This window comes from Paenarthrobacter sp. CAP02 (assembly GCF_040137855.1).
GTDB lineage: Bacteria > Actinomycetota > Actinomycetes > Actinomycetales > Micrococcaceae > Arthrobacter.
Window position 1 is genome coordinate 124,050 of the sequence record NZ_JBEEII010000003.1, and the last position, 12,947, is coordinate 136,996.

Below are 12,947 nucleotides of genomic sequence, written 5' to 3' on the forward strand. Positions count from 1 at the left end.
GCATGGAACCTGGCCCTTCGGCGGTGCAGGACGGGTGCGGGACAGTTCGCATCAACCACTGGCCGGGCCGGGAGCACTATGATGGTCCAATGACAACCCCCCTTTCCGACGCTTCATCACGCGTGGGTTCAGGACTCCGGATCGGCGTACTGGCTCTTCAGGGCGATTTCCGCGAGCACATCCATGCCGTGGAAGCCGCTGGAGCTACCGGCGTGGGTATCCGCCGGCCGGCAGAGCTTGACGACATCGATGGCCTGATCATCCCGGGCGGCGAATCAACCACCATCGACAAACTGTCCCGGATCTTTGAGCTCCGCGATCCGTTGCAAAAGCGCATTGCAGAAGGACTCCCTGTCTACGGTTCCTGTGCCGGCATGATCCTCCTCGCTGACGAGATCGCCGACCCGGCCACCGACCTCGCGGGAGCTCCCCAGCAGACCTTCGGCGGACTCGACATCACGGTGCGCCGCAATGCCTTTGGACGCCAGCGCGAATCCTTCGAAACGGACCTCGATTTCAAGGGGCTGGACTTCAGTGCCGACGAATCCGGTGTAGAGCCAGTCCACGCAGTGTTCATCCGCGGCCCGTGGGTGGAACGCGTCGGCCCCGGCGTCGAAGTTCTGGCACAGGTCGATCCGGACCACGCCAGCCACACGGCCACTTTGCACGGAGTGGCTAGAATTGTTGCAGTGCGCTCCGGCCAATTGCTGGCCACCTCCTTCCACCCGGAAGTGACGGGGGAGAAGCGCGTGCATGAACTCTTTATTCGAATGATCAGAGGAGAAGCGTAAAGCATGTCAGGCCACTCCAAATGGGCGACCACCAAGCACAAAAAAGCCATCATTGACAGCCGGCGTGCAAAGTCGTTCGCAAAACTGATCAAGAACATCGAAGTCGCCGCCCGCATGGGCGGCCCTGACCTCGCCGGAAACCCCGGCCTGGAACTCGCCGTCACCAAGGCCAAGAAGACTTCGGTGCCCAACGACAACATCGACCGCGCCATCAAGCGTGGTGCCGGACTCACCGGCGAAGTCGTCGACTACACCGAAATCATGTACGAAGCCCGGGGCCCGCAGGGTTCGGCTCTGCTGATCGAGTGCCTGACAGACAACAAGAACCGCGCAGCCTCCGAGGTCCGTCTCGCCATCTCCCGCAACGGCGGCACCATCGCCGACCCCGGTTCCGTGAGCTACCTCTTTGCCCGCAAGGGCGTCGTTGTCCTGCCGAAGAACGGCCTCAGCGAGGACGACATCCTGATGGCAGTCCTTGAGGCCGGCGCCGAGGAAGTCAAGGACAGCGGCGAGAACTGGGAAATCCACTCGGAGCCCTCGGATCTCCAGGCCATCCGCGACGCCCTGAAGGAAGCAGGCATCGACTACGAAACCGATGAAGCTGAATTCGTGCCGTCCATGCAGGTTGACCTCGACGTCGATGGCGCCCGCAAGTTCATGAAGCTCGTGGACGCGCTGGAAGATCTGGACGATGTCCAGAACGTCTACAGCAACGCGGACCTCAGCGAGGAAGTGCAGGCTGCCCTCGACGCCGACTAGGCGCGGCAGCACTCAGCTTTGATATCTCTTAGGAAGGCCCGGAATTGACTCTTCGCGTATTGGGAGTCGATCCGGGCCTTACCCGTTGCGGCATCGGCGTTGTGGACATCGAGCAGAACCGAAGGGCCACAATGGTGGCCGTCGGAGTGGTCGGGACGTCGGCTGAGCTGACGTTGGATAAGCGATTGCTGGTCATCGCCCAGGCAATCGATGAGTGGCTCGACCTGCACAAACCGGACGTCGTCGCCGTCGAGCGTGTCTTCTCGCAGATGAACGTGAGCACCGTGATGGGTGTGGCCCAGGCTTCCGGGGTGGTGATCGCCGCCGCGGCACGCCGCGGTATCCCCGTGGCGCTCCACACGCCGTCCGAGGTTAAGGCCGCGGTAACGGGGAGCGGTACGGCCAACAAGGATGCCGTTACCAAACTCGTCACCAAGATCCTGCGACTGAATGCGCCGCCCAAACCGGCAGATGCGGCTGACGCCCTGGCCCTGGCGCTCACCCACGCCTGGCGTGCAGGCAGCGGCATGGGATCCGCAGGTGGATCCGGCAAGGGAACACTGACACCTGCGCAGAAGGCATGGGCCGACGCCGAAGCGAAAGCGCGCCGCGCGCGGTGATTGTCGCCTGCCCTTGCTAGGGTATTCGTAGATATGTTCGGATAGTCCGCTAATTCAGGAGCCGGGTCTTGATCAGTTTTCTCCGTGGAACCGTAGCCCACGTTGGTTTGTCCACCGCCGTTATTGACCTCAACGGCGCAGGCATGAGTGTCTTTGCGACACCGCAGACCCTGAGCCACCTCAAAGTAGGAACCGAAGCCAAGCTCTTCACCTCCATGATTGTCCGGGAGGATTCCCTGACGCTGTTCGGCTTTGCCGATGATGACGAACGGGAAGTCTTCGACGTCCTGCTGAGCGTGAGCGGCGTGGGACCAAGGTTGGCGCTTGCCGTCCTTGCGGTTCACGAACCCGAAGCCATCCGGGTGGCTGCGCACACCGGTGACGGCAAGACGTTCACCAAGGTGCCCGGAATTGGCCCGAAGGTAGCCGGACGTATTGTTTTGGAGCTTGCCGGAAAGCTCGTCCCGCACGGCACGGGTACGTCCGCCCAGCCCCAGGCCCCGATCAAGGCCGAGTGGAAGCCCCAGGTGGTCGCGGCCATGACCAGCCTTGGTTGGTCCGAAAAGGACGCAACCGGAAGCATCGACAAAGCCATGGCCGATTCTCCGGAGCTGGTGGAGGCAGGAAATGTCGCCCAGATCCTCCGTGCCACGCTCCGTTGGCTCGGCCAGGACGGCGCACGCGCCGGAAACCGCGTAGGCAGCCGTGGCTGAGCAGTCACTCGTCAGCGGGGGAGAGGAACCGGAAGAGCGGGTCATTGAGGCCGCCCTCCGTCCCAAGAACCTCCATGACTTCGTAGGCCAGCATCGCGTCCGGAAACAGCTGGCACTTGTCCTCGAGGCGTCGAAGATGCGTGGGCGCAGCGCCGACCACGTTTTGATGTCCGGCCCTCCCGGACTGGGCAAAACAACGCTGGCCATGATCATTGCTGCCGAAATGAACGCACCCTTGCGTATTAGCAGTGGTCCCGCAATCCAGCATGCCGGCGACCTGGCCGCGATCCTTTCGTCGTTGTCGGAAGGGGAGGTGCTTTTCCTCGATGAAATCCACCGTATGTCCCGGCCTGCAGAAGAGATGTTGTACATGGCCATGGAGGACTTCCGTGTAGACATCGTCGTGGGCAAAGGAGCGGGTGCAACTGCCATTCCCCTTGAGCTGCCGCCCTTCACCCTGGTGGGTGCCACTACGCGTGCGGGACTTCTGCCCGGGCCACTGCGTGACCGGTTCGGTTTCACTGGGCACCTTGAGTTCTACTCCGTAGCTGAACTGGAGTTGGTGCTTCGCCGCTCCGCCGGGTTGTTGGACCTCAAGGTGAACTCGGCCGGGTTCACCGAAATCGCCGGACGCTCCCGTGGAACGCCCCGTATTGCCAACCGGCTGCTTCGACGGGTCCGGGACTGGGCCCTGGTGCACGGCATTGAACAGATCGACGCCCGCTCAGCATCTGCGGCCCTGGATATGTATGAAGTGGACGAGCGTGGGCTGGACCGCCTCGACCGATCCGTCCTGGAAGCCCTCATTACCAAGTTCAACGGTGGCCCGGTGGGCCTCTCCACGTTGGCCATCGCAGTGGGTGAGGAGCCGGAAACTGTGGAGACCGTGGCGGAACCGTTCCTGGTGCGCGAAGGGTTGCTCGGGAGGACGCCGCGGGGACGTATCGCCATGGCTCCAGCGTGGACACACCTGGGCTTCGCGGTTCCGGCCGGAGTATTCGGCCAGGAGGCACTGGACCTGTTTGGTGAGGACGAAAACCACGCCGAAAGCGTAGATACGGCTGGTTAACACGCTCTCTTCAGCTTTTCCCTTTAGACTGGTATGACGCTCGGCACGTTCGAGTCCTTGATTCATGCGCCCGCTCTGCGGATCAGCCAGGGACGTTGCCGTGAACCAAAACGTAAGTACAGAACGGAACTTCCCTGTGGATCCAATGACCATATTGCTGTTCGTCATGCTTGGACTCTTTGTCTTCATGATGTTCCGCCGCAACAAGAAGACCCAGCAGCAACAGGCTGAAATGCAGTCCAAGTTTGCTCCCGGCGTGGACGTCATGACCAGCTTCGGCCTCTTCGGCCGTATCGTCTCCATCGACGAGGCCGAGAACAAGGTCGTTATCGAACTGTCCCCGGGCAACGAAGCTACGGTTCACCGCCAGGCAGTCACCAAGGTAGTAGAACCGGCCGCTGAGGAAACACCGGTTGTTCCGGACGACGCATCTTCCCTGACCATTGCCGGGACTGAAACTCCTGCCACGGTTGAGACCCCGGAAGAGACCATTGCGCGCCTCAATAAAGAGGACAAGAAGGACAACTAGCACTGTCAGCCGCGGCAACACCGCGCTGGACAACTTCTACGGCAGCGGAGAGCCGCCGGCAGACGCTCACCAGCGTCCGCCGGCGGCTGTCCGGCGATAAGAGGAAGATCGATAATGGCAAGGACCGGCCCCAAAAACTCAGCCCGCAGGGTGCTGACATGGCTAGGCGCAATATTTGTTGTACTGACCGCTGTCCTGGGTGGCGGAGTGCTGACTGGCCATGCCAGCTGGGCTCCGAAGCTTGCTTTGGACCTCGAAGGCGGAACCCAGATGATCCTGGCTCCCAGGGTTGAGGGTTCTGGCGAAATCAACGAGGAACAGCTGAATCAGGCCGTTGCCATCATCAGGCAGCGCGTTGACGGCTCAGGTGTAGCCGAAGCGGAAATCAGCACCCAGTCCGGGCGCAACGTGGTAGTGAGCCTTCCGGGAACCCCCTCCAAGGAAACCCGCGACCTCATCCAGGCATCTGCCGACATGAACTTCCGCCCGGTCATCGCTGCGGGAGACCCGGCTGCCGTTCCAGCCGAATCCCGTACCCCTGATGCCCAGCTGCCCAAGCCCACTGCGGCGCCGGCCAACGCAAGCGACATCAACTGGGTCACTGCCGATGTCGTCAAGGAATTTGAAGCACTGGACTGCGTGAATCCGTCCACGGAGAAGCGTGAGCGCTCAGACCCGGCCAAGCCGCTGGTCACCTGCGAGGCCGCCACGGACAAGACTCCCGCGGTCAAGTACATCCTTGGACCGGTGGAGGTCAAGGGCCAGGACATCAGCGACTCGACCTACTCCCAGGTCCAGGGTGCACAGGGTTCTGTCACCAACTCCTGGGGCGTGAACATCGTCTTCAACGCGGATGCTACCGCGAAGTTCAAGGCAGTCACCGAACGCCTTAACCAGTTCTACGCTGCCGCGCAGGCCCAGGGTACGGATGATCCCAAATCGCAGTTCGCGATTGTCCTTGACGACAAGGTCATCTCCGCGCCTCGCTCCCTTGCCGTCATCACGGACGGTAAGCCGCAGATCACGGGCAACTTCACCCAGGCATCAGCCAAGGCGTTGTCCGACCAGCTCCGGTATGGCGCGTTGCCCATCAGCTTCGAAATCCAGTCACAGGAGCAAATTTCCGCGACGCTCGGTGGCGACCAGCTTCGCCTGGGCCTGCTGGCCGGTGTGATCGGCCTGCTGCTCGTTGTGGTCTATTCGCTCTTCCAATACCGGGCACTCGGCTTTGTGACCATCGCATCACTGGTGGTTGCCGGTGCCTTGACGTACCTCGCCATTGCCATTCTCGGCTGGACCGAAAACTACCGGCTTTCCTTGGCCGGCGTTGCGGGTTTGATCGTTGCCATCGGCCAGACCGCGGACTCCTTCATCGTTTACTTCGAACGTATCCGCGATGAGCTCCGCGACGGCCGTGGACTCGTGTCCGCCGTCGAAAATGGTTGGAAGCGTGCCAAGCGCACCGTTCTGGCCTCAAAGGCAGTCAACCTCCTCGCTGCCCTGGTTCTCTACTTCGTGGCTGTGGGCAACGTCCGCGGCTTCGCCTTCACCCTCGGCCTCACAGCCCTGGCCGACCTCCTGGTGGTGTTCATGTTCACGCACCCCATGCTCCAGGTCCTGGCACGCACCCGGTTCTTCGGCGAAGGACACCGTTTCTCCGGACTGTCGCCCGACCGTCTGGGCGCTGTTCCGCTGTACCGCGGCGCCGGCAGGCTCCGCACCCCGGATCAAAAGCCGACGCCGGTACGTGCGCGCAACACCGGTGCAGCAGCCGAAGCAGAACGCCGCATGACCATCGCCGAACGGCGCCTCGCCGAGAAGAGCCAGTTCGCCGGCTCCTCCAAGGCGACCAAGGAGGAGAAGTAAATGACAACGAGCTTCGCAACCTTCGGCCATGAGCTCTACACGGGCAAGCGTTCGTACAACTTCGTCAATTCCAAGAAGATCTGGTTCACCATTGCGGCCGTAGCCGTGGCTCTGTCCATCCTGATCCCTGTGGTCAAGGGCGGATTCAACCTCGGCATCGAATTCCGCGGTGGCTCCGAGTTCACCGTTTCGAACGTGGCCAACACCGACGCCGGGCTCGGCGAGAAGGCAGTCCACGAGGTGGTGCCCGACGCCATCCCGCGTGTCGCGAACGTGGCCGGCAACACCATGCGGATCCAGACGGATCAGCTCAGTGACGACCAAACCAACCGCATCAAGGACGCGTTGACCAGTGCGTACGGGGTCACCGAGAACGAGGTGACGTCCAACTTCGTGGGCCCCACTTGGGGACAGGACGTCACGCGCCAGGCGCTCATCGGCCTGGTGGTCTTCGTTGGGCTGGCCGCGATCCTGATGGCGCTGTATTTCCGTACATGGAAAATGTCGCTGTCGGCACTGGTGGGCATGCTCGTCACCATGTTCACCACAGCGGGCGTCTACGCTTTGAGCGATTTCGAAGTGACGCCGTCGGCCATCATCGGCTTCCTCACGGTCCTCAGCTACTCGCTCTACGACACCGTGGTGGTGTTCGACAAGATCCGCGAAAATACGTCCGATATCACGACGTCGACGCGTCGTACCTTCGCTGAAGAGGTCAACCTCGCAGTCAACCAAACCCTGGTTCGCTCCATCAACACCATGATGGTGGCAGTCTTGCCCGTGGCAGCCATCCTCTTCATCGGGGCCGGGCTGTTGGGTGCCGGTACGTTGCGGGACCTCTCCTTGGCACTGTTCGTGGGCATCCTCATTGGCACAGCGGCAACGATCTTCATCGCCGCGCCCCTGTACGCCTGGCTGCGCCAAGGCGAACCGGAGCTCGTCAAGCAAGCCAAGAAGGTATCGCACCGCAGGGCCGAGGCAACCGTCTAGGTCCACCCCAAAGTACAGTTTCACCAGGGAGCCGGCCTCCGCAGCATTGCGGAGGCCGGCTCTTTGACTTGTCCACGTCCTCGTCATGTGCTGTCCGGTTGCAGAAGCATTCGCTGACGGGAATAGACTGGGAGAATTAAATAGGTTGTGAGGGGTGCTTCTGTGGAAGAACGTGCGACGTCGGCACCACCGGCGGGCGGGGAAGATGGCCGTAAAGCTGTGGCCGTCCCAACAACAGGCGTGGCCGAACGGACCGCAGGTGCGGTACCGATCGACAGCGGCGTGCGCCCGACTTTCCCCGGCAGGAGGGAACGTACACGTTCCAGGCTCGCCCGCCTCACAGGCCGGGGTGTCGCCCCCTACTCGCCAATCCTGGAACCGCTGCTGCGCACCGTTCGCGCCAATAACCCCAAAGAGGACTTCGACCTGATCCAACGGGCGTTCGCCGTAGCGGAGCGGAGCCACCAAGGCCAGAAGCGCAAGAGTGGTGACCCGTACATCACCCACCCGGTTGCGGTGGCCACTATTCTGGCTGAGCTCGGCATGACGGGGACCACCCTCGCGGCGGCATTGCTCCACGACACCGTGGAGGACACTCCCTACACCCTCAACGACCTCACCCGCGACTTCGGCCCCGAGGTCGCCATGTTGGTGGACGGCGTGACCAAGCTGGACAAGGTCAGCTTCGGCGAGGCTGCCCAATCCGAGACCGTCCGCAAGATGGTCGTGGCCATGGCCAAGGACATCCGTGTCCTCATGATCAAACTGGCGGACCGCCTGCACAATGCGCGAACGTGGCGCTTCGTCTCTGCGGAGTCGTCCTCGCGCAAGGCCCGCGAAACCCTGGAAATCTTTGCTCCGCTTGCCCATCGCCTGGGCATGAACACCATCAAGTGGGAACTTGAGGACCTGTCCTTCGCGGCGCTGTATCCCAAGGTGTACGAGGAAATCGTCCGCATGGTGGGAGACCGCACGCCGGAGCGTGAAAAGAGCCTCAGCGTCATCCGCAACCAGATCGCCGACGATCTGCGGACCTCGCGCATCAAGGCCACCATCACCGGCAGGCCGAAGCACTACTACTCGATTTACCAGAAGATGATCGTCAGGGATAAGGATTTCGACGACATCAACGACCTCATGGGCGTGCGTGTCCTGGTCGATTCCGTGCGGGATTGTTATGCCGCACTGGGAACGCTCCATTCGCGGTGGAACCCCCTGCCGGGCCGGTTCAAGGATTACATCGCGATGCCCAAGTTCAACATGTACCAGTCGCTGCACACCACGGTGATCGGTCCAGGCGGTAAGCCGGTCGAAATCCAGATCCGCACGCATGAAATGCATCGTCGGGCCGAATACGGTGTAGCAGCCCACTGGAAGTACAAAGACCAGCCCAACCGTACAGCCCAAGGTCCTGGCAGCCCGCGGGACGGGGACATGGGATGGCTTCGGTCCCTGGTGGACTGGCAGCAGGAAACTTCCGATCCCGGCGAGTTCCTGGATTCCCTGAGATATGAAATCAACGCCCGGGAAGTCTTCGTCTTCACCCCCAAGGGTGAGGTCATGGCCCTGCCCGCCGGTTCCACTCCCGTTGACTTCGCTTATGCGGTACACACCGAGGTGGGCCATCGCACCATCGGTGCACGCGTCAACGGCAAGCTCGTTCCACTGAACAGCGAACTCAACCACGGCGACTGGGTGGAGATTTTCACTTCGAAGGCCGAAGGGGCCGGGCCGAGCCAGGACTGGCAGCACTTCGTCAAGTCGGCACGTGCGCGGAACAAGATCCGCCAATGGTTCACTAAGGAACGCCGCGAAGAGGCGATCGACCGCGGCAAGGACATGCTGACAAGGGCCATGCGGAAGCAGAACCTTCCCTTGCAGCGGCTCATGACGCACGATGCTTTGTCGGCCGTGGCGGAGGCGTTCCACTACGTCGACATCTCGGGGCTGTATGCGGGAGTCGGCGATGGACACACGTCGGCACAGTCCGTCATGGAAAAGCTTGTTGAGCACCTTGGCGGCCAGGAGACCCCGGACGAAGATCTTGAAGAAGTCAGCATCCCCACCCAGGTTGCAAAGTCCAAGTTCTCCGACTCCGGCGTCATCGTCCGTGGTGTCGGGGACGTGTGGGTCAAACTGGCCCGCTGCTGTACCCCTGTGCCCCCGGATCCGATTCTGGGCTTTGTTACCCGTGGTTCCGGTGTCTCTGTGCACAGGACGGACTGCACCAACGTTTCGGGGCTCCGTGACCAGCCGGACAGGATTGTGGAAGTGGAGTGGGCCCCCACCCAGTCCAGCGTCTTCCTTGTGGAGATCCAGGTGGAAGCGTTGGACCGCAAATCGTTGCTCTCGGATGTTACGAGGATCTTGTCCGAGAACCACGTCAACATCCTGGCCGCATCCGTACACACGTCCAGCGACCGGGTGGCTATCTCGAAGTTCGCTTTCGAGATGGGCGACCCCAAATACCTGCACCATGTCTTAAACGCCGTGCGTCGCATCGACGGTGTCTTCGACGTTTACCGCACTACGGGGAACCGGCGCCGCAGCTAACCCGGTCCATTATCGAGCAGTGCCAGGGTGGCCAGTGCCCGCTTCTTGTGGGGCACCCTGGGCGCGGCCTCGACGGCCAGGATGAGCAGGCGCAGCCTGATGCCGAGCTCGTCCCGGCTCAGGAGGCGCTTCAATGCGGGCAGCGCACGTTCTGTTTCCACGTGCAGGGCGATATCGGCTGCCGTGCGCAGCGGGCTGCTGACCAGCATCCCGCCCATGCTCACCACATCCAGCTGTCCCAGCCTGACTTCGTGGAGACTGCAGGCAGCAGCTCCCCGCAGGCTGGATATCCGGTGCTTCGCATCGACAAGGAGGGACAGGCGTTCAGGGGGCTTCGCGCAGCCGTAGATCCATGCCGCGGTCAGCCTTCCGGCCACCACTTTGGTTCGGATCCGCTCCGGCACTGTCATGGCCGCAGCACGGGCCCGCAGGCGGTAAGTGACAGCCACGCCTGGCGAGGCATAACTCTTCCCGTAAAGCGGCAGGAGGATGCCGTCGATGGCCATGCCCTGCAATTCATTCCAGGTAAAAAGGCGGCTGGGGGAGTAGAGCTCGGACAGTACCGGCTCCACTAAGTGTGGGGCAGTTGCAACGGGGACCATCCACCGATCATTCCGTGCGGCCACCCAACGAGTACAGGCTCCGCCCCGGCTATGTGGATAACCGGAACGGAGCCTGCAGGACGGGAACGTCAGGTGGTGCTAAGCGAGGTCGCTGGCCGAGCGCTGGATCTGGTCAAGCCAGGCCTGGCGGGCTTCCAGGGCTTCGCGGGCCGCCTTGATGCGTCGCTGATCGCCTGCCTTTTCGGCTTTCTCCAAGTCTTCCTTGAGGCCAGCGATGGCGGCTTCGAGCTGGGACAACGCACTGTTGGTGCGTGCCTTGGTTTCCGGATTGCTCCGACGCCACTTCTCTTCCTCAGCCTCACGAACAGCGTCTTCGACCTTGCGAAGACCTGCCTCGATGCGACCCATGTCGGCGCGGGGAACCTTGCCGGCGTCTTCCCAACGGTCCCGGATGGACTGGAGGGCCTTCTTGGCGGAGTTGAGGTCGTTGATCGGAAGGAGAGCCTGTGCCTCGGCGATCAGCTGTTCCTTCACGGCCAGGTTCGCGGTGTATTCCTGGTCGATCTGGTCATTGGCTGCCTGGCGGTTGCTGAAGAACACGTCCTGCGCTGCACGGAAGCGGCCCCACAGGGCGTCGTCATCCTTGCGGCTCGCACGCGGCGTGGCCTTCCACTGGTCCATGAGCCTGCGGTATTCCCCGGCGGCATAGCCCCAGTCAGTGGAGGAGGAGAGTGCCTCAGCCTCGGCGATCAGGGCTTCCTTGGCTGACTTGGCAGCAGAGTTGTTGCTGTCCAGCTGGGAGAAGTAGGCCCGGCGATGGCGATCAAAGACGGTGCGGGCGGAACGGAACCGCTTCCAGAGGGCGTCCTCGTTGCTGCGGCCCAGGCGGACGCCGCTCTTCTGTGCTGCTTTCCAGGTTTCGAACAGTTCGTTCATGCGTGCGCTGGAGGTCTTCCACTGAATGTGGGCCGGATCCTGGCCGGCAATGGACTCAGCCTCGGCAACAATGGCCTCACGTGCAGCGAGTTCGCTGGCCCGTACGGCCTCGTGGGCAGCCTTCTCAGTCTTTTCGAGCTCAACGATCTGGGCCGACAAAGTGTCAAGGCGGCTTTCTGCCGAGCGGATATCGCCCACCATGTTGCGCTCAGCGAGCTGTTCGCGGAGGTGCGTCACAGTCTTCTGCATGTCCGTGGCAGGGGCCTTGGACTCCACGCGGTGTTCGAGCAGGACCACCTGGGCGATGATGTCGTCGAATTTCCGGGCGAAGTAGCCCAGTGCTTCGTCGGGGCTGACGCCGGGGTACTGGCCGACAGCGATTTCTTCGCCGTCCAGTGTCAGGAACACATGGCCGTCCCCTTCTGCGCGGCCCCACTTCGCTGCCTCAGCAAGCGACGCCGATGAAACAGCCGGAGCGGCAGGGACGACGGCGGCCGGAGCCTTGGGGCGGGCCGCGAAAGCCGCGGGAGACGGGGCTGCGGAAGGCGTCGGCCGGGGCGCGGCTGGCGCTTGTCCGGCAGCTTCTTCGTTGGCCACTACTGCTGTTTCGTCGGGTTTCTGACTGTCTGTCACCGCTAAAAGTCTTTCGCTTGGAGGGACTGCTGGGTAATGCACCCCGGCCCGGGGCCAGGAGTTGGTTACTTCAGAGAGAACGAGTCTATCGTGACAGGTGCCACAGGGGCGCCGTCGCCGCTGTTTGCACCGGCTTTGAGACCGGCTGCAGCGATCTTCGTAACAACGTCCAGGCCGCTGGTTACCTTGCCCACCACGGTGTAGCCGCCGGCTGTGTCGGCAGGAATGGTGGTGTCCTTATAGACAATGAAGAACTGGTGGCCATTGCCGTAGGCGTTGTTGCCGGTGCGGGCAACAGCAATGGTTCCGGCGGGGTATTTGTTGTCCGTGGGAGTGTTTTCCAGTGGGCCCCAACGGTAGTTGGCGTCGTCCGAGCCGTCGGCGGTCTTCGCGCCGCATTGCAGGAGGCCGAAGGTTTCCGCCGTCGTAAGCCGGTGGCAGTTTGCCCCGTTGTAATAGCCTGCGTCCGCCAGTGATTTCAATACCGCTGCTGCCTGCGGTGCGGCGGTACCGTTCAGCTCAACGCCCAGCGTGCCACCGTTCAAAGCCAAGTCACCGGTGAAGGTCTTGCCGGCAGCGGTGTCCGGGCTGGGGATGTCGGCGCTGTTGGAAGCCGACGGCGAAGCGGACGGAGAGCTCAGGCCGGCTTCGGCGGCGGCGAACTCGGCCTCGGTGGGATTGGAACTGAAGACAGTCAGCTGCATCACGACAGCCAGGACCACGGCTGCCGCACCGGCGCTGATGGCGATGGTGTTGTCGCGTTTGCGTCGCTTGCCCTGTTCCTGCCGCAGGGCACGCTTGGCTTCCATCTGCCTGATGCGACGTTTCGCTTCGCGGTCATCCCGCGACCTTGTAGCCAAGAGTCCTCCTGATTGTGTCCCGCTTCCGATGGCTGCCGGGCAGTCTGCGGGCATGCTGCATTAGA

The 12,947-nt window shown here is 62.4% G+C and carries 12 protein-coding genes; 9 read left to right on the forward strand and 3 right to left on the reverse strand.

Going from position 1 to position 12,947, the window contains the following annotated elements; all coding sequences use genetic code 11:
* The first annotated feature begins 89 nt into the window (after positions 1–89).
* From pdxT to ABHM97_RS06230, 9 genes are all read left to right on the forward strand, one after another.
* Entirely contained in the window at positions 90–791 is a 702-nt protein-coding gene (pdxT, locus tag ABHM97_RS06190) for a pyridoxal 5'-phosphate synthase glutaminase subunit PdxT (RefSeq protein WP_349469977.1), read from the forward strand.
* A gap of 3 nt (positions 792–794) precedes the next feature.
* Positions 795–1,550 carry a YebC/PmpR family DNA-binding transcriptional regulator gene (locus ABHM97_RS06195; protein WP_167265987.1) on the forward strand — a complete coding sequence of 252 codons (756 nt, stop codon included), beginning with the start codon at positions 795–797 and terminating at the stop codon, positions 1,548–1,550.
* Positions 1,551–1,594: 44 nt separating this feature from the next.
* Entirely contained in the window at positions 1,595–2,170 is a 576-nt protein-coding gene (gene ruvC / locus ABHM97_RS06200; RefSeq protein WP_235520783.1) for a crossover junction endodeoxyribonuclease RuvC, read from the forward strand.
* A gap of 68 nt (positions 2,171–2,238) precedes the next feature.
* Entirely contained in the window at positions 2,239–2,883 is a 645-nt protein-coding gene (gene ruvA / locus ABHM97_RS06205; protein ID WP_349469978.1) for a Holliday junction branch migration protein RuvA, read from the forward strand.
* Positions 2,876–3,952, forward strand: coding sequence for a Holliday junction branch migration DNA helicase RuvB (gene ruvB / locus ABHM97_RS06210; RefSeq protein WP_235520779.1), 1,077 nt, complete (start codon positions 2,876–2,878; stop codon positions 3,950–3,952). Before ruvA ends, ruvB begins: the two co-directional genes overlap by 8 nt.
* 145 nt (positions 3,953–4,097) lie before the next feature.
* Positions 4,098–4,481, forward strand: coding sequence for a preprotein translocase subunit YajC (gene yajC, locus ABHM97_RS06215; protein WP_349469979.1), 384 nt, complete (start codon positions 4,098–4,100; stop codon positions 4,479–4,481).
* Positions 4,482–4,595: 114 nt separating this feature from the next.
* Positions 4,596–6,347 (forward strand): protein translocase subunit SecD, encoded by a 1,752-nt coding sequence (gene secD / locus ABHM97_RS06220; protein ID WP_235520775.1) that lies wholly within the window; start codon positions 4,596–4,598, stop codon positions 6,345–6,347.
* The gene (gene secF / locus ABHM97_RS06225; protein WP_349469980.1) at positions 6,348–7,337 is read left to right on the forward strand and encodes a protein translocase subunit SecF; all 990 of its coding nucleotides are present in this window, start codon (positions 6,348–6,350) and stop codon (positions 7,335–7,337) included.
* A gap of 162 nt (positions 7,338–7,499) precedes the next feature.
* Positions 7,500–9,890 (forward strand): RelA/SpoT family protein, encoded by a 2,391-nt coding sequence (locus tag ABHM97_RS06230; RefSeq protein WP_284985774.1) that lies wholly within the window; start codon positions 7,500–7,502, stop codon positions 9,888–9,890.
* Here ABHM97_RS06230 and ABHM97_RS06235 read toward each other — a convergent pair.
* The 3 genes from ABHM97_RS06235 to ABHM97_RS06245 all read right to left on the reverse strand — a co-directional run bounded on the left by ABHM97_RS06235 (position 9,887) and on the right by ABHM97_RS06245 (position 12,882).
* Positions 9,887–10,492: a hypothetical protein gene (locus tag ABHM97_RS06235; protein WP_257367985.1), complete on the reverse strand. Its 606-nt coding sequence runs from the start codon at positions 10,490–10,492 to the stop codon at positions 9,887–9,889. The genes ABHM97_RS06230 and ABHM97_RS06235 overlap by 4 nt on opposite strands.
* A 99-nt stretch (positions 10,493–10,591) precedes the next feature.
* Positions 10,592–12,022, reverse strand: coding sequence for a DUF349 domain-containing protein (locus ABHM97_RS06240; protein ID WP_235520769.1), 1,431 nt, complete (start codon positions 12,020–12,022; stop codon positions 10,592–10,594).
* A gap of 65 nt (positions 12,023–12,087) precedes the next feature.
* Positions 12,088–12,882 carry a peptidylprolyl isomerase gene (locus ABHM97_RS06245; protein WP_235520768.1) on the reverse strand — a complete coding sequence of 265 codons (795 nt, stop codon included), beginning with the start codon at positions 12,880–12,882 and terminating at the stop codon, positions 12,088–12,090.
* Between the last annotated feature and the right edge of the window lie 65 nt (positions 12,883–12,947).

Coding starts and splice junctions, on each gene's coding strand:
- pdxT (WP_349469977.1), top strand. CDS start 90: ATGACAACCCCCCTTTCCGACGCTTCATCACGCGTGGGTTCAGGACTC.
- ABHM97_RS06195 (WP_167265987.1), top strand. CDS start 795: ATGTCAGGCCACTCCAAATGGGCGACCACCAAGCACAAAAAAGCCATC.
- yajC (WP_349469979.1), top strand. CDS start 4,098: ATGACCATATTGCTGTTCGTCATGCTTGGACTCTTTGTCTTCATGATG.
- secD (WP_235520775.1), top strand. CDS start 4,596: ATGGCAAGGACCGGCCCCAAAAACTCAGCCCGCAGGGTGCTGACATGG.
- secF (WP_349469980.1), top strand. CDS start 6,348: ATGACAACGAGCTTCGCAACCTTCGGCCATGAGCTCTACACGGGCAAG.
- ABHM97_RS06235 (WP_257367985.1), bottom strand. CDS start 10,492: ATGGTCCCCGTTGCAACTGCCCCACACTTAGTGGAGCCGGTACTGTCC.